Below are 26,557 nucleotides of genomic sequence, written 5' to 3'. Positions count from 1 at the left end.
TCATCGCATCCAGTGGACGAGTTCGCCTTTGCGAGTGATTCCGGATTCTCGCTTGACGATCTCGCCATCCTTGACCATCACCAACGTCGGCAGACTCGAGACCTGCATTTCGCGAGCGATCTGTTTGTGTTCGTCGACATCGATTTTCACGATCAAGGTGTTGTGTTCGGCAGCAGTCGATTCTAATTCGTGCAGGATTTCGCTCTGCTTGCGGCACGGACCACACCAATCGGCATAGAAGTCCAACAACACGTTGCCGTCGGCTTCGGCCAGCACGGCGTCGAGATCACCGCTGCTTGGCAATATCATCATTGCGGGTCGCTTGGTAGCAGACGTTGTTTTCAAACTCGCCAAGGTCGCTGATGTGCTTGTGGCCGAATCGGTTGCCGAGACGGGGGTAACTGGTTGTTCAGCGGCGGTTGTGTTGGCAGCGGCGATCGGCTCGGTTGACTCCGTGGCTTGCGAGTCCGCTATCGCGTTTGGCTGGATCTGTTCGGTTGGCTCTACCACCCCAGTTTGATCGTTTGAAACGGTGCGGCCAAACCCAAAGCCGGCTGCTGCGCTGCACCCGCTCGCACATGCGACGACGAGCGATAACAACAGGAGGGTACTTGAGCATGAATCGTTCATCGGGGGATCTCTGCGAATGAGGCTGAATACGAAAGTACGTGCTACAGGTCCACTGGACACCACCGCAAGAGCGTTGCCTGGTTGTCCATTGAGCAAGGTGGTGATTGACAAGCAGACGGACCATCCGCCGCGAACCTTACAGCACCCTCGCGAGAAATCCCGTGACGTCGAGTTTCACAGCGATCCCACGTCTCGCTTCCCGGATGGTGACCCGGCTGCATTGCCGGAGGTGCTGGGCAGATCCCACGTCGGTCCGACCGCTGCTGGCATGAAACTCATTTCATTCCGGCTCGGTGCGAAACATCGAGCGATGATCCAGAAGTTCCGATTTTGGAAGGGGGAACGGATCGGTATGGCAGCGGCGGAAAATGGCGGCTGCGATTCAGCAACGAGGAGAATTTCGAGGGCGAATGGGGACTGACGAACGCTTTGGGGATACGGCCGGTGAGACTTTCGAGGATGCCGAGTTGCTCGATTTTTCGATAAATTAGGCGAACGAGGGTGGGGCGGAGGTGTCAGGATTAGGGTGAGGCCAGCAGCGGTGTGCATAATCCGGTCCATATTCACTCCGTTTTACCCTTGTGGTGCGTGACAGAATTTTGAAAACCATTAAACTTCGGGCTATGACAGAAAAAGCTAACGATACCGCCCCCGACGCTGACGCCTCCCTCCCGAAGCCCGATTCAAGCGAAAACGCGAGTAAAACGACTCCGCCGGAAGACGCTGCGCCAAAAAATCCGATGTCTCAGCCTTCGCGGGCCATTCGGCCTCACGGAGTCGAATACAGCCGCAAACTGGCAACCGCCGCCGCCAAGGTGGCGTTGGAAAACAAAGGCCAAGACGTGATGGTTTTGGACGTTTGCGGACAAACCGCCGAATTTGACCTGTTCGTGATCGCGACCGGGTCGAGCCGGCGTCAATTGCACGCGATCAGCGAACAAATCGACGATGTTTTGGAAAAAACGCTCGGCGATCAACGTTTGGGCATCGAAGGATACCAGGACAGTCATTGGATTGTGCTGGACTACGGCAGCGTCGTGATCCACTTGTTCGACGAAGAAACCCGCGACTACTACGATCTCGAATCGCTGTGGGCCGACGGCAAACCCATCCCGCTCGAAGAATTAGGTCTGAAGCCGAACGCCTAACGCGATGACCGTGTTGGTTCGCCAAGCTTGATCGAGTCCAGGCCAAGCTTTGAGCCTGTGAACGTGCGTTTCGATCACGATCCAGGGTAATCACGACCCGTTGTGATCAGCATCACGTTACGAAAATCACGTTACTGGGATCGCCGGACGCGAGTTCGTGCCGCGAAGATCACGTCATTGCTATTGAATAGGCAGAGCTCAAACACGCTTCCCATCTCGCTGCGGTTTTTAATGGCCGCACGCTTCCAACTTTCCCTTCGCTACTTGGCTGGAATTTTGCACGATGCATCTCCCGAATCAGTTCAGTGTTCGTTTCGCTGAGGCACTCAAATCGTTCGTTGAAGACCCGAGTCCGTTCGCATCGATGATCCGTTCGACCAACGATCCAAAGTTTGGGGATTACCAAGCGAACTGTGCGATGCCGTTGTCGAAACAGATCGGCAAGAATCCGCGTGAATTGGCGTCCGAAATTGTCGAGAAACTGGATCTCGACGCGGTGTGTGAACCGCCGGAAATTGCGGGGCCTGGGTTCATCAACTTGCGGTTAAAAGATTCGTTCTTGCTGCAGTCGCTCTCGGAGATGCTGACCGACCCCCGTTGCTTGGTCTCGGTCGCCGACCCCAAACGCAAAGTGATTGTCGATTTTTCGTCACCCAACGTGGCTAAACCGATGCATGTCGGGCATATCCGCAGCACCGTGATTGGCGACGCGATCGCGCGAACGTTGGCCTTTCTCGGCCACGACGTAATCACCGACAACCATCTTGGGGATTGGGGAACTCAATTTGGGATCATCATCTACGGTTACAAACATTTTGGGGATCCGGAGAAAGTTGACAAAAATCCGGTCGCCGAACTCGCAGCACTTTATCGATTGGTCAATCAATTGATCGAGTATCGAAAAGCCAAGCGAGCGGTTGAGCAGATTCCGTCGCAATTGAACGAAGCAAAATCCGAAGTCACCGCAGCAGAACAATCGCTGCAAGACGCCGGCGAACCGAAGGCTCAGAAACAGGCGAAAAAGACCTTGGCATCGGCCAAGAAGAAAGTCGAAGCACTTCAATCGCAAGCCGAATCACTCCGTGAAAAAATCGAAGCGGTCGAAAGCGATCCCGACTTGCTGGCGAAAGCCAATGCACATCCGGATGTCGACAACGCGGTGCTTCAAGAGACTGTCAAGCTGCATCAAGGCGACAGCGAAAACATTGCGTTGTGGACTAAGTTCTTGCCGCATTGTAAGGACGAGATCAATCGCATTTACAACCGCTTGAATGTCACGTTCGATCACACGCTTGGCGAGAGTTTCTATCACTCGATGCTCGAACCGGTGGTTGAGGATTTAGAGAAGCGAGGACTCGCTCGCGACAGCGAAGGTGCCGTCTGCGTTTTCTTGGATGAATTCGACGCGCCGATGATCGTTCGAAAGAAGGACGGCGCGTTCTTGTATGCGACCACCGATATCGCCACGCTGAAATATCGTCTCGAAGAATTAAATCCCGACGAAATCCTGTACGTCGTCGACAGTCGTCAAAGCGAACACTTTGACAAGCTGTTTGCTGTAGCGCGAAAGATCGGGATGGAAAACGTGAAGATGGTCCACGTGAATTTCGGAACGGTGCTTGGTGAAAACGGCAAGCCGCTGAAGACCCGCAGTGGAACTCTGATCGGATTGGAAGGCCTGTTGGACGACGCGGTCAATCGCGCGCGCGAAGTCGTTTGCAATCCCGAACGGATCGAAAAAATTGATCCTCCGATGGACGATGCGGAACGAGAACAAGTGGCCCAGGTCGTCGGCCATGGCGCGATCAAGTACGCGGATTTGTCACACCATCGTACCAGCGATTACAGTTTCAGCTTGGACAAAATGGTGGCACTCGAAGGCAACACGTCGGCCTATGTTCAATACGCCTACGCACGCACCCAAGGCATCCTGCGGAAAGCGGGGGTGGCGGATGCGGACGTCACTTCGATCGATGCCGAGCTAAACGAATTCACGCATCCTGCCGAACGCGCGTTGGCCATTAGACTGCTGCGTTTCGAAGAAGCGTTGGTATCGGTACATCAAGATTATGCGCCCAACGCGTTGGTCGACTATCTCTACGAAACCGCAAAAGCGTACGCGGTATTCAATGACAATTGCCATGTCTTGAAAGCGGAAAGCGAAGCGATCGCTTCACTTCGTTTGGCTTTGGTAGCATTGACAGGCCGCGTTATTCGGTTGGCGCTGTCGTTATTGGGAATCGATGTCGTCGCCCGAATGTAGATCGGTTGTGATCCAAGGCGGTGACGCCATGGGGAGTCAGAGGTAGGACGATCGGTCCCGAAGCCGGGCTAAATCCCGCGTCGGGACCGTAGCCCGCAGTCGTTGGCGAGCCAATCGAAAACAAAGATTGACAGATTACCTAGTTGCTCTACGGTAACTTAGCGTTATCTTTGTTTCGAGACCGGCGACCCCTGTTCTTACATGCTGGAATTCTCATCATGGCGAAAAAGAAATCTTCCGGCGTCAATCGCGCCAAAGCGATTCGTGACTACTACAAGGCGCATCCCAATGCGAAGCCGCTTCAAGTCAGCGCCGAATTAAAAAAGCAGGGAATCAATGTGACGGCGCAATACGTCAGTACGATTCGCTCGAATTCAAAGCGACAACAAGGGGAAGTCGGCAAGCCAGGGCGGCCTAGTGGCAAGAAGGCGAGCGAGGCTGCTCCGGCGAAACCGGCGAACCACCGCAAACAAAAGGTATCGCTCCCCTTGTTAGTGCGGTTGAAACATCTGACCCGCGAGTTTGGTGGGATCGCCGAAACCCGAGCTGCGCTCGATGCACTCGAAGCAATCAAGGACTAACGCCGCCGCGTGATTTGCCATTGATGGTCGGGCAACCACGCTGTTCAGTCAGCGACCATAGGAAGCTGGCGACCATGTGAAGGCGGCGACCCTATTATGGCGGCAGCCATGTGCAGCCCGCGACGCCGGGCAAGCGAATAGAATCGTTGGCGGATTTATCGAAACGGGCTTGAAATAAACACCACGCACGTTGTGGCTGCTTCGCGAATGACCATCGTCATGCCCGAACCTGTCGCCGGATTCGCATTGGAATCCTCGGGTGTGTGACCAATGCACTGCCGCCTGCAGTACCGTGGTCGTTGCAATCGGCATATTGTGCGGGATCGCTCGCGGTGCCTCGGTCAATTTGCAGCCTCCATTCTGTGAATTCTTTGCGGTTGCGTGTAATATGAAGGGCTGGAGACGCAGGCCTCTCTCGCGTTGTAACTTCATTTTCTCGCTCATTCTTAATCAAATTGTATGAGTTTGACCCCTGATCAGTTCGCACAACGAATCAAAGACTACGGTTTGGCGGATCCGCGCGCCGTCGACCGTGTCCGAAGCGAATTGGGCGCGGGCGACGTCACGCTCGATAGCATGATTGACGCGATGCAGAGTGCGGGGATCGTCTCAACGCTGCAGACCGAGAAATTGGTGCGGGGGGACCGAAGTGGCTATTTCTACGGTGATTACAAAGTCCAGTACTTGATCGGGGCCGGTACCTTTGCTCGTGTTTACCGAGCCGAGCGGGAAGGGAACATTTTTGCCGTCAAAGTGCTTCGCAAACGGTTTCGTGACGAGCCGAAGGAACTCGAGCAATTTCTACGCGAAGGCCGCATGGGACTGAAGTTGCGGCATCCCAACATCGTCAGCATTTATGATGTGATTCCCGATGTCCGCAACCCCTTCCTGGTGATGGAGTTTGTCGAAGGGCAAACGCTTCGCGAGCTTGTGCGGATTCGCGGAAGATTGCCTGCGGATCTATCGCTCAGTTTGATCAGCGATATCTCGTCGGCTCTTGCGCACGCCGCGTCGCTGGGGATCTCGCACCGCGACTTGAAGTTGTCCAATGTGTTGATTTCGACCGAAGGAAAAGCGAAGCTGGTTGACTTTGGATTGGCGGCGTTGGCGGATCGCAATAATCCCGAACAGATCGCCGATTGTCCGAACGCCCGAGCGATCGACTACGCGGCGCTTGAGCGTGGTTCGGGCGTTCGCAAGGATGACCCTCGCAGCGACGTTTTCTTTGCGGGTAATATGCTCTACCACATGCTTGCTGGCGAACCCGCATTGTCGGAAACCCGTGACCGTTTGGCACGCTTGAACATCAACCGTTTCATCGATATCAAGCCGCTGACGGATTACGCCCCCGATGTTCCTGGGGTGGCAAACCAGATTGTGCAAAAAGCGATGCGGTTTGACGTCAACGAGCGATACCAATCGGCTGCCGAAATGAATGTCGACGTACGCAAGGCGATCACGATGCTCGAGCGTGGGATCACCGGCAACGTCGCGGATGATTACCATCAGCCGATGGCAGAGCATCAAGATGACGACGAGATTCCGTCGAATGAGGGCGAAGGTTACGTGGTGTTGTTGGTCGAGTCAAAGATTGGACTGCAGAACGCCATTCGTGACCGGTTGAAGGCACGTGGGTATCGCGTTTTGATCATTCAAGACCCCAACCGCGCGTTGGCCCGATTTGCCACCGATGATGAACAGCCGGCCGATTGCGTGATTTTTGGTGCGGCCGACTTGGGAGTCGATGCGGTGGACGCGTACAACCGGTTTGCGCAAGATGAGAACACTTGCAATATTCCCAGTATCTTGTTGATTGATCGGCGCCAAACGAGCTTGATTCAAGCAGCGATGCGTGGCCCGAAACGCAAGATGTTGGGGTTGCCACTGAAAGTCCGCGAGCTGCGTCAAGCGCTTAGCCAATTGTTGGTAGGTGTGAATCGACGTCCGGCCGGCACGTACTAGGTTCGACTCGGCTGCGGCCGCAGTTACAAAAAGGTAACCGACAAGGCACCGGTCTGCCAAACACACCCTTCGTGGAGCTTGCTAAAGCTCCCTCCGTTTCCTTGGCCGTACAAACGTATCCCCACCAAGATCGTTTCACGGGGACGCCAAGGATCTTTCCCAAGATCCGCTACTTGGTTTCCGCAAGCCGCAAACGTGCTTCGTCGGCCCAGGGGCTATCGGGAAACAGTTCCAAGAAACGTGCCCAGTGGTGATTCGCTTCATCGGTTCGCCCGAGCGAATCGAGCGTTTTTGCCAGGTGATAATGCACGTCCGAGTAGTCTTCGAAAATCTGCAGGGCACCTTGGAACGAGGCCACGCCAAGTTCGGGTTGCCCGGTTTCTGCCAGCACGATCCCCAGGCTGGCGCGTGCCTCGACAAACTCGGGATCGATCTCGATCGCGCTGTAGTAGCGTTCACGTGACGCAATCGTTTCTCCGATCCGGTACAGCAGTTCGCCCATCTGGAAATTGATGTCCGCGCGAGGGCCATCGCGGGCAAGGATCGCGTGATAGAAATCGATCGCTCGCTGCAGATCGTCTTCGTCTTCGGCTTGATACGCCGCCATCAGCAACTCGTCCGAATCATCCAGCGCTCGATTGCCGACCGGGAACGACGTGTCGTCTTCGCGTACCATCGACAAAACGTGCCCCGCCGCAAAGTCGTCGTCGGTTGATTCGGTTTGCTCTTCATCGAGAGCGTCGAAATCGAAACGCAACTGCCCTCCCGGTTCCACTAACCCTTCGCCGTGCCGTAACAGCACCAATTCGCCTTCGACCAAGATCGACAGCTGCTCAAGTGGCCGGTGGATGTCGGGTAGCAGTTCCACCCACTGTGCCAATCGTTGTTCGATCGCTTTGGGGCTCTCGCCGGAAGCGATCCAATTGGCCAATCGCTTGGCGACCGCGACTTCGGCAAAATCGAAGTAGGGCAGGCGGTGCATCGTTTCGACTGGCGTGATCAATCCCAACCGTTGCCAGCGGCGGACCACCCGAACGGAAATCCCCAGCAAGTGGGCCAACATTGCCGGCGTGTAGTAACGCTGGGCCGACTGTTTGAAATCTACCAGCCCGAGCCGTTGCCAAAGTTCGGACTCGTACACGATTTCGCGAGTTCCGGTAGCGATCGCATGCCGAGTGGACTCGGTCAACAAGTCCGATTCAAGCACGGGGGATTGATCGGCGCCAATCACCACCCAATCGACGTCGGCGGATCGCTGTTCGACGATCGTCGCGCCATAGGATCGCAGCAGATTGGCGGCTTCGCGACGCGTCATGCTGCCGAAACGCCCGACCAAGGCAATCTTCAAATTGCGAAGTGCCCCAGATTCCGTTTCATTCTCGGCCGCCCCATCGGACAATCCAGCGGTCTCCGCCAATTCAGTTTCCGCCAAGTCATTAGAGTCGATGGGCTCGTTCAAGCGTGGCATCTCTTGGGGAGCAGGAAAAACGAGGACGATTGGTTTTGCGGGCGAGCGATCGGGGACGTCCCGCGATTGTCATGGGGCGACCGATTGGATCGGTGGTTTGGATCATTATCCACAAACTTGGCAAACACTCTAGAGACGAACCTTGTCGCGAACGAGTGGATCTATCATTCTGTGGGATTGCCGTGAGTGGGCAAGACGATCGCTGGTGGGCCTTTAGGCAAACTGGAGGAAAGTCCGGGCTCCGCAGGATAGGATGGTCGATAACGTCGACCGGCCGCGAGGCTAGGGAAAGTGCAGCAGAGAACAGACCGCCGAACGGTCAAACTCGGTCGTCTAACGACGGCCAGGCTTTGACGCGTGGCAAGGGTGAAACGGTGCGGTAAGAGCGCACCAGCGGTCGAGGTGACTCGATCGGCTTGGTAAACCCCATCCGGAGCTAGACCAAACAGAGTGCAGTGGTGCGAGCCTTTCGAGGTTCGTGCCCGCGAAGCGATCCGTTTCGCTACCGACATTCGGGTAGGTCGCAATTGAGGCGGCGAGCAATCGTCGTGCACAGATAAATGGTCGTCGGCGCAAGCGAAATCTTGCGTCACAGAACCCGGCTTACTAACCCGCTCACGGCAATTTTTTTTTGGGCATTCGCACTAAACTCGCGTTTTTTATCGCGGCTCAGGCGATTGCCACGCTGTGCCGCTATGAGAGTGCGATGGCACCCGATGGCTGCCTTCCGCCAATTCCTATGATGCATCGGCGGATGCGTATTGGATCACTCGCCGACGCCCAATCGCTGCATTTGATACTTTCCGTCTAAGATATCGCGCCACCACGATTCGTTATCGAGATACCACTGGACCGTTTCGCGTAACCGCTCTTCGAGCGTTCGCTGTGGTTTCCAGCCCAATTCCTTTTGAATCTTGCTGGAATCGATCGCATAACGAAAATCATGTCCCGGTCGATCTTTGACGTAGGTGATCAGATCACTGTAGCTTTTTCCGTTCTCACGAGGTCGGATTTCATCCAGGATGCCCACGATCGCGTTGACCAAGTCGATGTTGCGGCGCTCACTATTGCCGCCCACGTTGTAGGTTTCACCCGGGGTGCCTCGCGTCAGCACGGTGACCAGCGCCCGCGCGTGATCCTCGACGTACAACCAATCGCGTACGTTCAGCCCCTTGCCATAAACCGGCAGCGGTTCTTCACTCAAACACTTGATGATCATCAACGGAATCAACTTTTCCGGAAAATGATACGGGCCGTAATTGTTCGAGCAGTTTGTGATCAACACGGGCAACCCGTAGGTGGTTTTCCAGGCACGCGCCAGATGGTCCGACGCGGCCTTGGTTGCCGAATAAGGCGAGTGGGGGTCGTAGCGAGTTGTCTCGGTAAACATCCCGGTATCGCCCAGCGATCCATAGACTTCGTCGGTCGAAACGTGCAAGAACCGGAACGTCTCGCGTCGCTCGGCCGGCAACTGGTTGTAATGTCTCAGACTGCTGTCGAGTAGGTTGAACGTTCCCACCACGTTGGTTTGAATGAATTCCGAGGGGCCATCGATCGATCGGTCGACGTGCGACTCGGCGGCCAGATGCATCACGGCATCTGGGGCGACGGTTTGCATCACCTCTGCAACCACGACGGGATCGGCTAGGTCCGCCTGGACAAACGAATAGCGTGGCGAGTCGGCGACATCGGCAAGCGAATGGGGATTGCCGGCATACGTCAATTTGTCCAGGTTCACGACGTCGTGATCGGTGTCCGCCAATAAATGACGCACCAAGTTCGTGCCGATAAAACCGCATCCGCCGGTTACAAGGATTTTCATGATAAGTTCGGTCAGGCAAAAGGAGAGCGGAAGCTGAGAGAGACGTTTTTAAAACGATAATCCGCCCACGGGAATTTTGAAAGCGATCGCAAACATTCCCCGTAATTTAACCGATTTCGTTGCCAAAATGGTTTGTCGCCTCATTCGATCCTGCTTGGGCGGTGTTGCGGGGTCGTTTTGGGGGACACTGCGAAGTGCGAAAGTCGCTCAAGCCAACGCAATCACGCTCGCGCTCACGCGAACGCGGGGACCATTTCGGTTTGCACCGCTTCGTCCGCCACCAATACAAAGTGGTACGGCAGCAAACGCCGAATGCGAACGGGGCGGCCAAGGGCACTGCGGGCGATGCGAGCGATCTCGCGCTCGCTGAACGATGAATGAATCCGGGCCATCGCGTCATGTCGGCAAACGGCGGAACGGACCAATAGCCGCGAGGCCACGTTCACCAGTGCACAATTCAATCGACTGCGTTTGAAATCACAGACGATCATCGCTTGTTGACACGATCCTTGCATCGATTGCAACAATCGAAACGCTTGTGAGTCGTCCAATCGGTGCATCAGCATGGTGCTGATCACAACGTCAAAACCGAGTGGCAGCGGCGATCGAAAACAGTCCAATTGAATGCTGCGTACTTCGACCCCCGAACGATCTGCCAATCGCTGCTGTTCTTCGATCGCATGACGATTGGGGTCGACCGTTGTGATGCGAAGGTCGCGGCGTTCGCGTGCGGCTTTGACCGCCCAACGAACCGCCAAATCGCCATTGCCGCTCGAGACATCCAACACGGTCAATGGACGCCCCAACGTATTGGATTGGTATCGCGTGATCAGCGGGTACAACGCATCAGCCACCCGAGTCAGTTGGTTCAACCGTAACTCGTCCATCCGCACCCGCTGAAATTCAGCTGCGTCGATCGATGGATCGTCAATCCATACCGGTTCGCGTACTCGATCGAAACTCATTTCTCGCCATTACCTTCATCCGTGCGAGGGACCTATCAAAACAAGGATACCATTTTTACGGGGTCAGGACACAATGAACGCGGATCAGGTCGGTTCGGCGACCGAATGCCCTGCATCACTCGGATTGCGGCGATACAGCCAAACTGCCGCCACAGTCGTGCATATTAGGACGCCGATGCTGACCCACTGAGAAATCGAAAGGTCGGTGCCAAATTGTCCCTGCTCGTCCACGCGGATCATTTCCAGCACAAACCGCAGCACCGCGTAGGCCGCGAACCCTAGCAACATGATCGCTCCGTCTCGCCGCAACACCAACGACAACGCGCACAGCAGCAAACAAACACTCAATCCTGACACGCTGCTAATCAGTTGGGCCGGTTGTACCGGTATGGCCCGCTGCGGAAGCTGCTGAGGCGTCCAGCGATAGATCTTTCCATCGATCATGGCGACCACGCCGCGAGGCGATTGTTCGCGTGGCAGGTCTTTTGAAAAACCAGCTTGATAACGGTCGTCCAAACGGATCTGTTCGACAACGCTGCCCACTTTGATCCCCGCAAACTCAGCCAGACTGTCGCTGGCAACTTCGGACACCTCACCCGATGTCGGATCAAAACGCAGTCCAATCAGATCGCCCTGCAGTGCTTGGTCTTGATAGACCGGGCTGCCAGGCGGGAAGTGAAGTGCGGCCCAATAATCTTCGCATTGACCGCCATAGCAACAACCGTTCATCAAACAGCCGATGCGGCCGAAAAACAAACCAAGGAACATACAAGGCACGATCGCGTCGCCTAATTTCAGCAACGGCAAGTGATGACGCACGATGTAGAAGCTGCCCGCCAAAAAGCCGCCGATGAACGATCCGTAAACGACCAATCCGCCTTCCGTGAACGTCAACATTCGTCGCACCGTTTCGACCAGCGAGTCGCCGATAAAGTGGTCGTGATACTGAACCACGTAAAACAATCGGGCGCCGCCAATGCCGCCGATAAAGACCCATGGTGCCATGTTCAGAATCACGTCAGGATTGATCCCACGTCGTTTCGCGCGGATCATCGCCAATCCGACGGCCGACAACACCCCCAACAGCAGCATCACCCCGTAGCCGCGGATCGCCATGCCGACGGGTTCGCCATCGACGTTTTTGAGTTCGACGCTGGGCAGGATAAACGCGACGGCGGCCGCAAACAGTCCCCACATCAAACCTTCGGTCGCAATAAAACTGCCGACCGAACCTCCGCGACGTTGGATCATCACGGCGCGAATTACGAGGGCCAACGCCAACAGGATCAATGCCCAACCAAACCCAAAGATGGGCAATCCGGCGATTTCGTGTGGGATCAGAAGCAGGGTGCGCCGCATGGGCCATCGCCTTTACTTTTAAGAGGGCATAAATCACACGCCGGAAAATCGAAAGGAGCCAAGGGAGCGGCACGAATCGTCGTCAATGTCGTGACGTCTCGGGATTCGTGTCCCCTCGTTTCCCTCGTCTGTTTTTCGGGTCGCTTGGCCGGCATGTCTTCTGCTATTGGACCGCGGCTCAATCGTTGACGGTGAGGTTTTGGGTTGGTCTGGACGTGTCGTCGGCGTATTTTCTACGCTGTCGACGGTGAAAGCGTCCAGGTGGATGCCTCAGAATCCTCAGAAACCTCAATCGATGTATCGGGTTGGCGTTTCAGTTTTCTTGTTCGACGTTTTAGTTATCGTACCCGAGAATGTCATGCTTCCCATGCACAAGCACCGTCACCGAATGGCAATTTGGCTTGCAACGATGGTATTGGCCGTTTCAACAGGGGGCGTCGGCTACTCGGGCGATTTTCGTGTCACCACGGAAATCTACGAAAATGCCAGTTCAAAGCCCGCGGCAAAACACTTGATTCTGTTTGCTGGCAATCTGACCTACGATTTGGCTGAAATTCAAGACCGCTATGTCACGGTCTACGATCCCGATCGAAAGCGAGTGATTTTGCTTGATCGCGTGGAAAAGACGCGAACGACGATCAATACCGAAGATTTGGTGCGAATCACCGCCCAAGCACGCGCGGCGGCCGAAACCAGCGAACAGCAACAACGCATCGGGGTGGCCGCAATCCCCGAAGTGGATGGGGCGAAATATTCGATTTCGTATGGCGATGCACGCTATGAAACGAGCACGAAAACCCCCAGTGACGCCGAAATGGCGGTTCAATACGGCCAATTCGTCGATTTGGCCTCGCGGTTGAACTTGGTGCATCGACGTGGGCTGCCTCCGTTTGCCCGTATGACGCTCTCGCAGCGGATCGCCTCGGACGGAAAAATCCCCACCGAAACCACGTTGACAATCCGACGCGGCATCCAAGTCGACCGCTTCCGATCGAGCCATACGTATATTTCAACGCTCAGCCAGCAGGATCGTGAACAAATCGATGAGATCGGTGGCATGTTGGCGCTGTACAGCGAAGTCCCGCTGAGCGATTCCGGCGAATAAACCACGTTTGATTACAATATCCGCAGCGAAACCTTTTCTTGTCGTCGCGGTTCAATCAAGCATGAGTACTACACGCAATATCGCCGCCGTTTTCTGTATTTCGCTAGCATCCGCTGCCGGGCTATCCGCGCCGGCGCTGGGCCAAGGTCCCGATCGGGGCCGAGGTGGAGGGGACCGTGGCGATCGCGGCGACCGTGGCGGTGGGGATCGTGGTGATCGCGGCGGGGGTGACCGTGGCGGCGGTGACCGAGGCCGAGGTGGGCCTCCCGGGGGCGGCCGCGGTGGTTTTGATCCCGCATCGATGTTGCAGCGTTTGGATACCAACGGAAACGGGGTGCTCGATCCGGATGAGCAACAGGGACCAGCCCAATTTATCATCAGTCGGGTTCAGCAGAGCGACAGCAGCGTCGTTCCCGGCAGACCCGTTCCTTTGGACAAAATCACCAAAGCGTTCGAGCGGATGCGTGAAGAACGCGAAGGGGGTGGCGGAGACCGTGATCGCGATCGCGACCGAGGCAGCAGCCGCAATAGCAGCGAGGAAGCTTGGACCGCAGAATTGTTGGTTCCTGGATTCGGTGTCGAAATCGATCCGGTGCCACTGCTCGGTTTTGGTGCCGCTTCTGAAATGATGTCGGTGGCAATCAGCGATAAAGACAAACAGGAAGCCGCCGAGCGAATGCGCGAGTACGATCGCAATCGCGATGGTTACCTCAGCAAAGAAGAATTGGCACGCGGACGTTTTGGTGGCGATCCCCTCGATTTCGACCGTAACCGCGATGGCCGGCTTTCCGCAGACGAATTGGCAGTTCGCTACGCACGACGACGCGAAGTCAGCGAAGTGAACGAAGCCGAGCGGCGACGCGAAGAAAGCCGTCGACGTGACCAAGACCGCAAAAAAACGGTCGAAGACGTTGATTATTACAATGGACGCAAATCGTATCGCATCGTTTCCACTGGTTCGCTGCCCGAAGGCACGCCTGGATTCTTTGCCGACAAAGACGCAAACGGGGATGGGCAAGTCGAAATGGCGGAATTCGCCAGCGAATGGTCCGACGAAAAGGTCGCTGAATTTTTTCGCTCTGATCTGAATGGCGATGGCATCATCACGCTTGAAGAGGCGCGGCAAGCGGTCGAGATGGGCACGCACACATCGACTCAAACCGCATCGACGAGTTCCTCGAGCTCTTCGGGTTCTGCTTCGGCATCGTCCTCGACATCATCAGCGAGCGTATCGGGAGCCAAACCAGACGAGAAATTGATCAAGTATGCCGAGCGAATTATTTCACGCTACGACAAGAACAAGGATCAAGCGTTGACCGCGTCCGAATGGTCGACGATGTTGATGAGTCCCGCTGCTGCAGACGGAAATCGCGACGGCCGTGTGACGGTCATCGAGTACGCGTCGTGGATGCAATCACGATCGAAGTAGACGATATTGGCCACCGGCCCTTGGTGCCGCGTGCCGGCAACCGTCGCAAGCGTGTTTGCACAACGCGGTGGTCTTAACGCAGCTCGATCATCAAGGCTTCGGTCGCAAAAGGGCGCTGCAACATCGCTTTTGCAAACGCATCGTCCGCGTCCATCTCGCTACGCTCGAGTGACCCTGAGAACCCGATTCGCTCTCCCGACTTGGGATCAAATTCCCCGTTTGCATTGGCGTCTTCGAACGCGACGATGGCGATCTCCGAGCCGATATCCCCAAGCGGCAACTGCAACTCTGCCGTTCCGCTACGAAGCGTCGTTTGCTCGGTCATCAGCGGATTTGCTCGATTCGCAAATGATTCCGCCGAATCATAGACGGCCACGATCAAGTTCCCCTCTTCTTGGTCTGCTCCGGTGACGATCAGCGAGACAAAACCGTTTGCTTGCGAGTACCCCTCACCGGACGCTTGGTTCAGCAAGTTGGCATCACCGATCAGCGACGTTTGTGGGAACCGCGGCGCGACGAACCGCGATTGCCGATACAGCAAGATCGCCGAACCCAATACGATCAATCCCGCCAAAAACATCATCAGCACATTGCCGTGATTTTGGGCCCACAAGCTTTGTTGCTCGCGAGTGTTGAGCGAATCCGTCATGTTCGCGTCGTCTTGGTTCTGCATGTCGCTTGGCTACTACGATGGGAAGAGAAAGTGTGCGGCGAGCCATCCGCGAAACGAGAGGTGATCCGGGCCCGATTCTGTTTACCATTCTATCGTGATTTTGCGTTTGGGGGCAGCAGCAATTGGATCGGCGGATTCAGGCAGCCAAAGCCGCAATCGACGCATATGATTGTTTTCGCCGCGGCAACGCATTAGGCTGTGCTATCACCACTTACGTCCTTTTTGCTATAGAGATTCAATCATGGAAACTTGGCCCATCGGTGTGTTCGCTTCAGTCGATGCGGGACTCGGAGTCGGTTGGAACGTGATCTCGGAATTGAAAGTTCCCACGATTCAATTGCATGCCCCCCATCGAGACAATCGGACCGCGGAAACGGCCGAGTCGCTACGAGCCCAGCTGGGCGAACTCGGTGTCCGCTGTACCGCAATCTTCGGTGGTTTCGAGGGCGAAAGCTACGCAGACATTCCAACCGTCGTCAAAACCATCGGTCTGGTGCCCGCTGAAACGCGGCAAAGTCGCCTGCAAGAAATGTGCGAAATCTCGGACTTTGCCAAGCAACTCGGTTGCGATACCGTCGCATTGCATTTGGGGTTTGTGCCCGAGGATTCCAGCGACGAAGGCTATGCCGAAATCGTCGAGGTTACCCGAAAACTGTGCGACCATTGCAGCGACAACCATCAATACCTGCATCTGGAAACCGGCCAGGAAACAGCCGAAGGGTTGCTCGAATTTATTCAGCAAGTCAAACGCGAAAACCTAAAGATCAATTTCGACCCTGCCAACATGATTCTCTACGGCAGCGGTGAACCGATCGATGCGTTGAAAAAGGTGGCCAAGCATGTTCGCAGTATCCACTGCAAGGATGCCACTTGGAGCGACCAACCTGGAAAAACCTGGGGAGCCGAAGTTCCGCTGGGTGAGGGTGCCGTCGACATTCGCAAGTACCTGCAAACGCTGAAAGAGATCGGCTACACCGGCCCGCTGACCATCGAACGCGAAATCCCCCAAGACCCCGAACGCCAAAAGCAAGAGATCAGCCACGCCATCGAGCTGCTCAATAAGTTGAAGGGTGAATTGCTTGATTGACCGCTGATCTCGCCTGGCACTGTGTGGTTGGTTGCCCACCTCGTCCTTCCTCGAGCGACCAAACCTCAAGCGACCAAAAGATTTTTGATTACGCTAGAGGCTTCTGAAACCTATTCGCATGGCGACTCGCTTGAGTCGCCATGTGACGCCGACGCCGTGCCTAGCATGCTTCTATGAATCCGCTCAATCTGTTTCGACGCTCGACCCGTCCATCGACCGCGCCGCAGGCTCACATGACGTGGGCCTCGCGAAGCATTTCGAACACGGTGACGCGAACCGGCGTGTTCCTAAAAGAAAAGCTTTGGATTTGGCCCATCATCGCCGTGCTGATCCTGTCGGTGATCGGTTTCGGCGTCCGGCACGCGATCGAAACCACGATCAAAGCCAACGTCAGTTCGGGGCTTCAGTCATTGGTGACGCTGGAAACCGAGATGCTCAAAAAATGGTTCGCGGTCCAAGAATCGACCGCCGAATCGTTGGCAAACGACGCTCAAGTCCGGCAAACGGTCTACCAGATTCTGCAGCCTGGTGCGGTCACGAACTCGTCGCCGAGTGGCGGTAGCGCAAAGGATTTGCATTCGCAATTGGCCACCGAATTGGCGGCCGCGATGGCGGCGCATGACTACGTTGGATTCATCGTCGCCGACAAATCGAAACGCATCGTGTCCTCGTCGCATGCGGCCTTGATTGGCGAACAAGACATCCCCGAGTACGAATCGTTCTTGGACCGCGCGCTTGATGGCGATACGATTGTCTCGCCCCCCTTTCCCAGCGTGGTGATGCTGAAAAGTGACGACGGACGCAATCGCATGGGGGTTCCCACGATGTACGTCTGCGCCCCGATCCGCGACACGTCGTTCCAAATCATCGGCGTGTTGGGAATGCAGATTCGGCCCGACCGCGAATTCACTCAAATCCTGCAACTCGGCCAAGTTGGATCGTCGGGCGAAACCTATGCCTTTGATTCCGAAGGCCTAATGATCTCGAACAGTCGGTTTGATGAGCAATTGATTCTGCTCGGCTTGTTGCCTGATCGCCCGCAGTCTCGATCGATGCTTGAATTGATGGTGCGTGACCCCGGTGTCGATATGACGCAAGGCGATCGTCCAGAGGTGCGGCGATCGCAGTTGCCGCTGACCAAAAATGCAGCAGAGGCACTCGCCGGAGGCTCCGGAATCGACGTTGATGGTTACCGTGACTATCGCGGGGTGACCGTGATCGGCGCTTGGACTTGGATGCCAAAATATGGAATCGGCGTGACCACCGAGGTCGAAGCGGCCCAAGCGTTCCGACCTTTGGTGATTTTGCAGCGAACGTTTCTATTGATCTACCTGCTGTTGATCCTTAGCGCGATCGCAATCTTCGTTTTCATGGTCGTGGTCGCTCGCCTGCAACGGCAAGCCCGTGCGGCGGTGATCGAAGCGCAGCAATTAGGCCAGTACACCCTCGAAGGCAAACTTGGCGAAGGAGGCATGGGGGTCGTCTACAAAGGTCGGCATTCAATGATGCGGCGGCCCACCGCGATCAAGCTATTGCATGCCGATCGTATCGATGAAAACTCAATCAAACATTTTGAACGCGAAGTCCAGATCACTTGCCAATTGAATCATTTCAATACGATTGCGATCTACGACTATGGTCGCACGCCCGAAGGGGTGTTTTATTATGCGATGGAATACCTTGATGGCATCGATTTGCAAGAACTCGTTCGCAAATATGGTCCCCAGCCCGAATCGCGTGTGATTCACATTCTGCTGCAAATCTGCAACTCGCTTTACGAGGCGCATTCTAAAGGCCTGGTGCATCGCGACATCAAACCCGCCAACGTGATGTTGAACCGCCGCGGCTGTGAACCCGACGTGGTCAAAGTGCTCGATTTCGGTTTGGTCAAAGCAATGGAACCGCAAACGCCGGTCGCGATGCAAGGTAGGGGGACGCTGACCGGGACGCCGCTTTACATGTCCCCCGAAGCAATCCAAGCGCCGCTGTCGGTCGATGCTCGCACCGATATCTACGCCGTCGGCGCGGTCGCCTATTTTCTGCTGACCGGAGAACCCGTCTTCGCGGCGGACGGGTTAACGGAATTGTGTCAAAAACATATCGACGAAGCACCAGTGCCTCCATCGAACCGCGGCAACACCCATGTTTCGAGTGATCTGGAAGATGCAATTTTGAGCTGTCTTGAAAAGTCGCGGGCCAAGCGACCGCAGACGGCGCGTGATCTCGCACAATTGCTGTTGCGTTGCAAAGAAGCGAAACGCTGGACAATGGAAGACGGCGACCGATGGTGGGGACGCCACGAACGAAGCTCCGGCGCTACCAGTCGCAGTGACGTCTCCACAAACGCTTCCGCCGCCGTGGAAGCCACGTTGGATCTAACACAACTGGCCAACGAACCCGACGATCCATCCTAAGGTACAGTTCGGAAACAACTTCGTCATTCGGTCTTTGTTACCAATCACGCGGGTGAAGTGTCTTCTCTGTAGTGGACGAGGCAACGAGTCCCGCCGCGCCAACAAGTCGCTCGGACTCGTAGCCTCGTCCACTACATCCATCGCTCGGACTCGTAGCCTCGTCCACTACATCCAACGCTCGGACGCGTAGCCTTGTCCACTACCTTTGAAGCTGGTCGAGCTACGCTCATTCCAGTAAAGCTTTAGCGGCACGGCTCTAAAGCCACCGGAGGGTTCATGTCGTTCGGGAAACATTTTGAAATGACGAAGTTGTTTCAAAGCGGATCCTAAAACGCCCTCGCTTTGGCATCGCAGTCCCACTTGTTGCAGCACGCACGCGGCCGGGTTTGTCGACGCGTTTATTCGCTGCCGCATGCGTGGGATCATGAGATTGCCAAGTCAAAAAAAAACGCCGAAGGGGCCTGCAATTTAGAATCTGGTTCTAATTTGCAGGCCACCGTCGGCGATGAACTCAGCACGTCAACTCGCAGATGGCGAATCAGAAAGATTCGCCGCCTAGCGACGATGTTATTCTTCTTCTTCGGTCATTTCTTCATCCGAGACATCGGCCGTCGCCGCGGCGAGTGCGGCTTCGTAGTCGGCGATTGCTTTCGCATCGGCATCTTCGGTAACGGTTCGATTGGTCGCGTCGTCGCATCCACACATGACCGAGCCAAAGAACAGAAAAAGGGCAATCGATAGAGTCTTCATTCAATAAATCTCGCTGTAAATTACAAAGGGGGCTGGGGGAGCTTGATGATCAAAGGGCGCCCATTGGAACGTTAGAGAACCGATCCAATGGGCGAAAAGTTTGCCGGAGGCCTTTAGAACTCACCATCGATCGTTTCTTTGGCGGCTCGCGTGCCCAACGCGCCCCACAATCCATACGGGCTCTCGGCACCGGGGTTGTAGCCGTTGGTGATTGAACGCGCGGTTGAATCGCCGGCTTCGATCGAATCGGTGACAAACTTGACCGCACCATCACCCATCAAGACATGGCAGCCGCCTTGATGGTTGCTGGACATGGTTGCGATCAGTGAGGTTCCCAACGTGTTGTAAGGGCCACAGATCTCGCGGTTTGGCGGCAGGATCGTCATGCAACCACTGAACAATGGTCCTTGGTCTGCCCAGCGGTAGCCACGACCAAACGCGGCACGTGAAACCATTTTGTAGGTGGCCAGCCAAAAACGGGGACGCTCAGGGTCAATCAGTGGTAAACATTTCGATGGGTTGTTACGGATGCCGCCAAGCGAAACGCCAGGGGCGCTCTTGTTCTTGCCATTTTCAGTCACCTGAGTTCGATTGCTGTTGTCACCCAGGTCGGTCATGATTTCGCCCATCGCAATCGTGTTGGACAAGCCGTCCAAACAATCGCGGAATGAAGTGGGCTGCAGCGGTTTGAAGAAGCCTCGGTGCGACGCTCTCGCCATCTTGCTTCTCCCGGCAGTAATTTTACTACGGTTGTTGTTGTACGGTCCGTAGTAAACCTGCCACGACGAATCGCCGACACAGGCGGCGTAATTGGTTCGGCCTAACGCAGGAAGCCCAAACCCAGGGTCGCTAGGACAGCGAAACGCGGTGATCTCGGTTGCCCATGGGATGTATTGAATCTGGTCAGGCGTTGGTCCCATCGCCGGCCAAGGCGCTGTTGGGGTTCCCACCGCCGCGGAAGTGTTGCCATCGGTTCGGCTTGCATTTGGATTCGAGATTTGCTCCCAAAGCGCTTGCTGTTCGATGAACGGCAACGCGGGGACCAACATGCTCAACCGGATACGGTTCCCTTGGGTGCTCGTACGGAACCAACCCTCCGGCGGATCCGGCTGGGTTCCAGTGCCTTGCGTCGGAATCTGTTTGTACGCGGAATGGTAGTTGTGAATGGCCAAGCCAAGCTGCTTGAAGTTGTTGCTGCAGCTCATCCGGCGGGCGGCTTCCCGGGCGGCTTGGACGGCCGGAAGTAAAAGTCCGACCAGAACACCAATGATTGCGATAACCACGAGCAGTTCCACCAGCGTGAAACCGTGTTTGGATTTTTGAAGAGGAATCGTTTTTTGAGACATATCAGAACCTAACGAGTAGAAAAGAAACACGCGAACTTCATAAACGAGCGAAGGGGCCCGTTGGTGACATTACGGGTTCGCAAAGGAATAGACAGTTACTTTATCTCCCTCTTGTGTGGCAAAGTAAAGGCTTTGTTGTGGGGAATACTCAGGAATCTTTTAAAAAATGCGAAATATGTGTGTCACATTAGTCCTATAGCGGACGCAGCTTTCCTAGTTTGCCAGCAAGGTTCGGACACGCGGTAACTCGACACCTAGTCGCGTTGCGAACAGACCGACCGGTCGGTATGATGTGGCGATGACCGACGCCAAACCGCCCGAAACGACCACCCGGATTCTCGATGCCGTGATGCAGTTGATCCTCTACGGCGGGCTGCCTGCAGTGACCCTGTCGGCGGTTTGTCGCAAGGCCGGGATCAGCAAAGGCGGATTGATGCATCACTTCCCGAACAAGGAAGCGTTGGTCGCCGCGTTTTTGCAGCAATCCGTTCGCGATTACTTGGATTTGGTCCAACAGACCGCCGCGCCGCATGTTCCCGGCAAGGGAAAACGGGCCGCCGCCGTGTTGGATCTGTTTCTCGGAGACCCGGCCGAAAGTGAACCTGACGCCCACAACGATTGTCCTGCGGTGATGGTGGCGTTGATCCAAGGAGGCGGTTGCAAATCGTTGGTCGACGAGGTCCATCAGACGCTGTTTCAGTTGATGCGAAGCGATGGGCTGTCGGGCGAACTTGCCGATTTGATTGTGGTTACAATTGATGGCATCTGGCTGCGATCGGTCATCGCGACCAACGAAACCATGATTCCTCGTGTTAAACGAATCCGCAAAAAGTTAAATCAGTTGATTGCCAGCGAAATAGCCATCAAGACGAAGCCCCATTCGGATACGAACAAACCAATATGAATCAAGTGCCTGTAAAACGTTCTCGCGGTCGTGGATTGAAAACGGCGGTCGGATCGATTGGCGTACTGGTCGGGGTGCTCGCCCTGCTGGCCGGGATCGCTTATGCGAAAGGCCGACAAATCCAAGCGGCAATGTCGGCTCCACCGCCACCGGAAATGCCGGTCGCGGTCACCGTCGCGACCGCCAAACCGACGACGTTTCGCCAAACCTCGGTTGTGATCGGCAACATGTTGGCGCCTGAATCGATTACCGTGCGAAACGAATTGGCCGGCGCGGTCGTCAATGTGTTGATGCAGCCGGGCGGCGAAGTCGAAAAGGATGCCGTGCTGATCCAGTTGGACGACCGCAGCGAACAAGCCGAATTGAAAAGTGCCGAAGCATCACGCAAGTTGGCCGATTCCGCTTTGCAGCGGGCGCGTCGATTGAACCAAGCCAATGCGAACAGCGAATCGGAACTGGATGTTGCCGAGGCCGAACTGACTCGCGCCGAAGCGATGATCGATGAATTGCGGGTTCGCATCGACAAAAAAACACTTCGTGCGCCGTTTCGAGCCCGCGTCGGGCTGTTCGATTTGCACATGGGGGAATACTTGGTTGCCGGTACCGAAATCACCACGCTCGAAGGGATCGCCGACTACTTGAACGTGGACTTCGCGATGCCATCCCACGTCGCCGACGCCGTGCAGATTGGCGATCAGGTTCATTTGCGAGTCGGTGCGTCGGGGTTGCCCTTGCCGGCAACGATCGTCGCGCTAGACGCTTCCGCCAACGCGATCTCGCGTTCGGTGACCGCCCGTGCCCGATTGGAAAACCCACCGGCGATATTACAGCCCAACGATTCGGTTCAAGTGACCGTTCCCTATGGGCCGCCGATTCCCGCAAATCTGATCCCGGCGACGGCGATTCGTCGCGGGCCGAGCGGAACGTTGGTCTACGTCGTGAGTGAGCGTGAGGGGCAAATGCGAGCCGAATCGCGTGACGTGGTCGTCGCTGGCAGCGAGGATCCCAATGTTCGCGTGGTCTCGGGCGTCAACGCGGGGGAAGTCGTGGTGGCCGACGGATCGTTCAAAGTCCATGACGGCGCGTTGGTGGCCGATGTGAACGCGGTCACCACCACCGCCTCGATCAAAAAAACGCGTTTGAACGAAAACACGGACCTGAACGAAAACACGGACCTGAACGAAAACACGGGCCTGGATGAAAACACCAGCTTGGTGGGCAATGCGGGAGCAAGCAATTGAAAGCGATCACCGATTTATTCATTCGCCATCCAGTGCTTGCGATTGTTGTCAACTTGATCTTGGTGCTGGTCGGCGTGCGTTGCGCCACGTCGTTGCCGATCCAGCAATTCCCTAAACTCGAAAGCACTTCGATTACGGTCACGACCGTTTATTTCGGTGCCAGTGCTGAAACGGTCCGCGGATTTTTGACCACGCCGATCGAACGCGCTGTTTCATCGGTCGCGGGGATCGACTACGTCGAATCGAGCAGCATTGCTGGGATCAGTACGGTCACGGTGCGTTTGAATTTGAACCACGATTCGACCAAGGCGTTGGCCGAGGTCAATGCTAGGCTGCAGCAAGTGCGTAGTGAATTGCCTGCCGAAGCCGAGCCGCCGACGATCGAATTGATTCGCGCCGACCGCCCCTACGCATCGTTCTATTTGAGCTTCACGTCGGACCGATTCAATTTGCCGGCACTCACCGACTATTTGACTCGCAACGTCCAGCCTCGTTTGTCGATTCTGCCGGGGGTCCAGAAAGTTGGGATCGAAGCGGGACAAACACCGGCGATGCGGATTTGGATCTCACCCGAGCGGTTGAGCGAATTGAACTTGACCCCCGGTGACGTCTATTCAGCGCTGCAACGAAACAATTTCTTGGCGGCGATCGGGCAAGTCAAAAGCGACACCGTCCAAATCGACCTGCTGACCAACACCGATTTGCGGAGCGTCGAAGAGTTTGGTGAGCTAATCGTGTGGCAGGCGCCCGCGTCGGCCGACGGACCGGGGACGATCATCCGGTTGTCCGACATCGCACGCGTGGAACTCGGCAGCGAAGAGCCAACAGCGACTGCGATGTATCGCGGTCGCGAAGCGATCTACGTCAGCGTGTGGCCGCTACCGGGCAGCAACGAGATCGAAGTGGCCACGCGATTGCATGAAGCGATGACTGAATTGGAACCGGAGCTTCCCGCCCACATTGACATGCAACTAGCCTACGACGGCACCAAGTTCATGCGGCGATCGCTTTCAGAAATTTCCAAAACGCTGACCGAGACGATCGTGATCGTTGGTTTTGTCGTCTTTCTATTCATGGGATCGGTTCGTTCGGCGTTGGTCCCGCTAGTGGCGATGCCGGTGTCGTTGATTGGCGCCGCGATCGTGATGTACCTGCTCGGTTTTTCGCTAAATCTTTTGACGCTGCTTGCGATCGTGTTGGCGGTCGGATTGGTCGTCGACGATGCGATTGTGGTGGTCGAGAATGTGCAGCGTCACCTGCAGGACGGCCATGGCAAAATCCAGGCGGCGTTGGTCGGAGCGCGTGAGTTGGTGGGGCCGATTTTAGCGATGACGATCACGCTTGCGACCGTCTATGCCCCCATCGGTTTTCAAGGCGGGTTGACGGGCATGCTGTTCCGCGAGTTCGCCTTTACGCTGGCCGCCGCCGTGGTGGTTTCGGGCGTCGTTGCGGTCACACTGTCACCAATCATGAGTGCGTATTTGTTACCGGTCGACGGACGCGAAGGCCGTATGACCAGGCTGGTCAATCGAATTTTCGCGGCCGTTCGTCGACGCTACGCCAGCGTGTTGTCGTGGGTATTGGAATTGCGTTGGTCGATTGCCCTGGCCACGCTGCTTGCCGCCGCGGCCGCGTTTCCGCTGTACCTGTTCTCGGCCAAGGAATTGGCGCCGGTCGAAGACGAAGGAGCGATCGCGGTGATGTTGGCCGCCGCGCCCGATTCAACGCTGCGATCGACGACGCGTTGGGCAGGCCAGCTGGCGAGTGGTTTTCAGGCGATCGAAGAATCCGAATACATGTGGGCCGTGGTCACCGCGGGAGGCGGTTTTGGCGGCGTGATCACCAAGGATTGGGACGAGCGCACCCGCAGCACGCAAGAAATCTTGCCACAAGTGTTTGGCATCGCGTCGCAAAACCCTGGTTTGGAAGCGTTTCCAGTCCTTGTGCCACCCCTTCCCGGTGCGGGAAATTATGACGTCGAGCTTGTGCTGAAAAGTGATCTGCCAGTCGAGCGTCAACGTGAACTGGCCGAAGAAATTGTGCGTCGTGGCCGCGAAGCAAACTTGTTTATGTTCGTCGATACCGATTTAAAAGTCGACCTGCCACAGGCGCGAGTGGTTGTCGACCGCGAGCGTTTGGCTGATCTCGGGCTCGACCAAGCCGGCGTTGGTCGCGAATTGGGGGTGTTGTTGGGCGGCGGTTACGTCAACCGGTTCAACTATTTCAATCGATCGTATCGAGTGATTCCTCAGCTTGAAGCGGCGGATCGTCAATCGACCGGCTCACTTTTGGATTTGAAGATTCGCGGTCCTTCCGGGCAATTGATTCCGGTGTCGACGTTTGCATCGGTCCAACCCGAAACCGCTCCGCGAACGCTGAATCGATTTCAGCAGCAAAGTGCCGTAAAAATCTTTGCCGCCGTGTTCCCGGGTGTGACCAAGGAACAGGGGCTTTCTACTTTGGAAGCGATCGCTAGCGATGTCGTCGGTTCCTCGGCGACATTGGATTACTCGGGCGAATCACGGCAAATTCGCCGCGAAGGTGCGTCGTTGGCGGTCACCTTGGGCTTCGCATTGGTGCTGATCTACTTGGTGCTTGCCGCTCAATTTAAATCGTTTCGCGACCCGCTGATCGTGCTGCTTGGATCGGTCCCATTGGCGATGACGGGCGTACTGACCCTGACCTGTTTGGATCTAACGACCATTAACATCTATTCGCAGGTGGGGCTGATTACGTTGGTGGGATTGGTGGCGAAGAACGGTATCTTGATTGTCGAATTTGCCAATTCGTTGCAAGAATCAGGCGTGCAAAAACGTGCGGCGATCATTGAAGCAGCGCAAACGCGGTTACGTCCAGTGCTGATGACCTCCGCCGCCACGATGCTCGGGCACTTGCCCTTGGTGTTTGTCACGGGGGCCGGGGCCGAGGCGCGAAACAGCATCGGTATCGTGTTGGTGGCAGGGATGGCAATCGGCACCATCTTCACGCTGTTTGTGGTGCCCGCGCTCTATCTGCTGCTTGCCGCCCAACATCGTCATGATGATCAAGATCAAATGCATACGGTTGAGCCGGTCTCGTTGCGTGAAGGGTTCTCGAAGGACCTGTCGGGCGAAAAGAAGCAACCCACCCCAAATCTCGCCTAGCAACACCGTTTCCGGTAGCGGAAGTCGCGGGCGGCTTGTTGTTTTAGTCGTACGATGGACTTCCTAGTCCGTCGAATCCACCATTGACGGACTAGGAAGTCTATCCGACACCCCTTGCCGCAGGAACCTTCACTAAATCAACAAGCCGTCAAGACTTTCGACCAAGCATCATTCACAAACATCCCCACTACCGCGCACACGCCCTGTAACCACGCTCAGCAGTGCGTGTAGGTTGCCTAGCGACGCCAGTCCTCCCCTCCAGGAAAT

The 26,557-nt window shown here is 55.9% G+C and carries 20 protein-coding genes and 1 other RNA gene; 12 read left to right on the top strand and 9 right to left on the bottom strand.

Annotated elements, in window-relative coordinates; translation table 11 throughout:
- Positions 1 to 630 (bottom strand): thioredoxin domain-containing protein, encoded by a 630-nt coding sequence (locus ABEA92_RS00165; protein WP_345681668.1) that lies wholly within the window; start codon positions 628 to 630, stop codon positions 1 to 3.
- A 740-nt stretch (positions 631 to 1,370) separates the two neighbouring features.
- Between ABEA92_RS00165 and rsfS the strand changes: the two genes are divergently transcribed.
- The 4 genes from rsfS (at position 1,371) to ABEA92_RS00145 (ending at position 6,584) form a co-directional block, all read left to right on the top strand.
- Positions 1,371 to 1,778 carry a ribosome silencing factor gene (rsfS, locus tag ABEA92_RS00160; RefSeq protein ID WP_345681667.1) on the top strand — a complete coding sequence of 136 codons (408 nt, stop codon included), beginning with the start codon at positions 1,371 to 1,373 and terminating at the stop codon, positions 1,776 to 1,778.
- A 283-nt stretch (positions 1,779 to 2,061) separates the two neighbouring features.
- Positions 2,062 to 4,041, top strand: coding sequence for an arginine--tRNA ligase (argS, locus tag ABEA92_RS00155; protein ID WP_345681653.1), 1,980 nt, complete (start codon positions 2,062 to 2,064; stop codon positions 4,039 to 4,041).
- Positions 4,042 to 4,259: 218 nt separating this feature from the next.
- The gene (locus ABEA92_RS00150) at positions 4,260 to 4,622 is read left to right on the top strand and encodes a hypothetical protein (RefSeq protein ID WP_345681650.1); all 363 of its coding nucleotides are present in this window, start codon (positions 4,260 to 4,262) and stop codon (positions 4,620 to 4,622) included.
- A 459-nt stretch (positions 4,623 to 5,081) separates the two neighbouring features.
- Positions 5,082 to 6,584 carry a protein kinase domain-containing protein gene (locus ABEA92_RS00145; RefSeq protein WP_345681647.1) on the top strand — a complete coding sequence of 501 codons (1,503 nt, stop codon included), beginning with the start codon at positions 5,082 to 5,084 and terminating at the stop codon, positions 6,582 to 6,584.
- A 169-nt stretch (positions 6,585 to 6,753) separates the two neighbouring features.
- Here ABEA92_RS00145 and ABEA92_RS00140 read toward each other — a convergent pair whose 3' ends face one another.
- Positions 6,754 to 8,052 (bottom strand): MerR family transcriptional regulator, encoded by a 1,299-nt coding sequence (locus ABEA92_RS00140; RefSeq protein WP_345681644.1) that lies wholly within the window; start codon positions 8,050 to 8,052, stop codon positions 6,754 to 6,756.
- A gap of 183 nt (positions 8,053 to 8,235) precedes the next feature.
- Here ABEA92_RS00140 and rnpB point away from each other — a divergent pair.
- Positions 8,236 to 8,674: RNase P RNA component class A (gene rnpB, locus ABEA92_RS00135), an RNA gene on the top strand.
- Positions 8,675 to 8,818: 144 nt separating this feature from the next.
- Here the strand turns inward: rnpB and rfbB are convergent.
- The 3 genes from rfbB to ABEA92_RS00120 form a co-directional block, all read right to left on the bottom strand.
- Complete coding sequence (gene rfbB, locus ABEA92_RS00130) at positions 8,819 to 9,874, bottom strand: dTDP-glucose 4,6-dehydratase (RefSeq protein ID WP_345681641.1); 1,056 nt, start codon at positions 9,872 to 9,874, stop codon at positions 8,819 to 8,821.
- 233 nt (positions 9,875 to 10,107) lie between these two features.
- Entirely contained in the window at positions 10,108 to 10,839 is a 732-nt protein-coding gene (locus ABEA92_RS00125) for a methyltransferase domain-containing protein (protein WP_345681639.1), read from the bottom strand.
- Between the two features lie 84 nt (positions 10,840 to 10,923).
- On the bottom strand, positions 10,924 to 12,198 hold the full coding sequence (locus ABEA92_RS00120) for a prolipoprotein diacylglyceryl transferase (protein ID WP_345681637.1): 1,275 nt from the start codon (positions 12,196 to 12,198) through the stop codon (positions 10,924 to 10,926).
- Positions 12,199 to 12,586: 388 nt separating this feature from the next.
- Here ABEA92_RS00120 and ABEA92_RS00115 point away from each other — a divergent pair, with 388 nt between their 5' ends.
- Both ABEA92_RS00115 and ABEA92_RS00110 read left to right on the top strand, forming a co-directional pair.
- Positions 12,587 to 13,303, top strand: coding sequence for a hypothetical protein (locus tag ABEA92_RS00115; RefSeq protein ID WP_345681635.1), 717 nt, complete (start codon positions 12,587 to 12,589; stop codon positions 13,301 to 13,303).
- Positions 13,304 to 13,364: 61 nt separating this feature from the next.
- Complete coding sequence (locus tag ABEA92_RS00110; RefSeq protein ID WP_345681633.1) at positions 13,365 to 14,732, top strand: EF-hand domain-containing protein; 1,368 nt, start codon at positions 13,365 to 13,367, stop codon at positions 14,730 to 14,732.
- Between the two features lie 73 nt (positions 14,733 to 14,805).
- Here the strand turns inward: ABEA92_RS00110 and ABEA92_RS00105 are convergent, their stop codons facing one another.
- The gene (locus ABEA92_RS00105) at positions 14,806 to 15,405 is read right to left on the bottom strand and encodes a DUF2141 domain-containing protein (protein ID WP_345681631.1); all 600 of its coding nucleotides are present in this window, start codon (positions 15,403 to 15,405) and stop codon (positions 14,806 to 14,808) included.
- A 241-nt stretch (positions 15,406 to 15,646) separates the two neighbouring features.
- Here ABEA92_RS00105 and ABEA92_RS00100 point away from each other — a divergent pair, with 241 nt between their 5' ends.
- Positions 15,647 to 16,492, top strand: a complete 846-nt coding sequence (locus tag ABEA92_RS00100) for a sugar phosphate isomerase/epimerase family protein (protein WP_345681630.1) — start codon at positions 15,647 to 15,649, stop codon at positions 16,490 to 16,492.
- A 173-nt stretch (positions 16,493 to 16,665) separates the two neighbouring features.
- Positions 16,666 to 18,906, top strand: coding sequence for a serine/threonine protein kinase (locus ABEA92_RS00095; protein WP_345681629.1), 2,241 nt, complete (start codon positions 16,666 to 16,668; stop codon positions 18,904 to 18,906).
- Positions 18,907 to 19,071: 165 nt separating this feature from the next.
- Here the strand turns inward: ABEA92_RS00095 and ABEA92_RS00090 are convergent, their stop codons facing one another.
- From ABEA92_RS00090 to ABEA92_RS00080, 3 genes are all read right to left on the bottom strand, one after another.
- The gene (locus tag ABEA92_RS00090) at positions 19,072 to 19,320 is read right to left on the bottom strand and encodes a hypothetical protein (RefSeq protein ID WP_345681628.1); all 249 of its coding nucleotides are present in this window, start codon (positions 19,318 to 19,320) and stop codon (positions 19,072 to 19,074) included.
- A gap of 153 nt (positions 19,321 to 19,473) precedes the next feature.
- On the bottom strand, positions 19,474 to 19,656 hold the full coding sequence (locus ABEA92_RS00085) for a hypothetical protein (protein ID WP_345681627.1): 183 nt from the start codon (positions 19,654 to 19,656) through the stop codon (positions 19,474 to 19,476).
- 113 nt (positions 19,657 to 19,769) lie between these two features.
- Positions 19,770 to 21,002 (bottom strand): DUF1559 family PulG-like putative transporter, encoded by a 1,233-nt coding sequence (locus tag ABEA92_RS00080; RefSeq protein ID WP_345681625.1) that lies wholly within the window; start codon positions 21,000 to 21,002, stop codon positions 19,770 to 19,772.
- Positions 21,003 to 21,300: 298 nt separating this feature from the next.
- Here ABEA92_RS00080 and ABEA92_RS00075 point away from each other — a divergent pair, with 298 nt between their 5' ends.
- Genes ABEA92_RS00075 through ABEA92_RS00065 form a run of 3 tightly spaced genes read left to right on the top strand, consistent with a single transcriptional unit; the run spans position 21,301 to position 26,290 of the window.
- Positions 21,301 to 21,906, top strand: coding sequence for a TetR/AcrR family transcriptional regulator (locus ABEA92_RS00075; protein WP_345681624.1), 606 nt, complete (start codon positions 21,301 to 21,303; stop codon positions 21,904 to 21,906).
- Positions 21,903 to 23,147 (top strand): efflux RND transporter periplasmic adaptor subunit, encoded by a 1,245-nt coding sequence (locus tag ABEA92_RS00070; RefSeq protein ID WP_345681623.1) that lies wholly within the window; start codon positions 21,903 to 21,905, stop codon positions 23,145 to 23,147. The genes ABEA92_RS00075 and ABEA92_RS00070 overlap by 4 nt, the downstream gene beginning before the upstream one ends.
- A complete protein-coding gene (locus tag ABEA92_RS00065; RefSeq protein ID WP_345681622.1) occupies positions 23,144 to 26,290 on the top strand; it encodes an efflux RND transporter permease subunit in 3,147 nt (1,048 codons plus the stop codon). Before ABEA92_RS00070 ends, ABEA92_RS00065 begins: the two co-directional genes overlap by 4 nt.
- The last annotated feature ends 267 nt before the right edge of the window (positions 26,291 to 26,557 follow it).

The sequence above is a fragment of the Novipirellula caenicola genome (assembly GCF_039545035.1).
In the GTDB taxonomy this organism is placed as follows: Bacteria; Planctomycetota; Planctomycetia; order Pirellulales; family Pirellulaceae; genus Novipirellula; species Novipirellula caenicola.
Note: the sequence above shows the minus strand (reverse complement) of the source record. Positions and strands in the feature narration are given on the sequence as shown.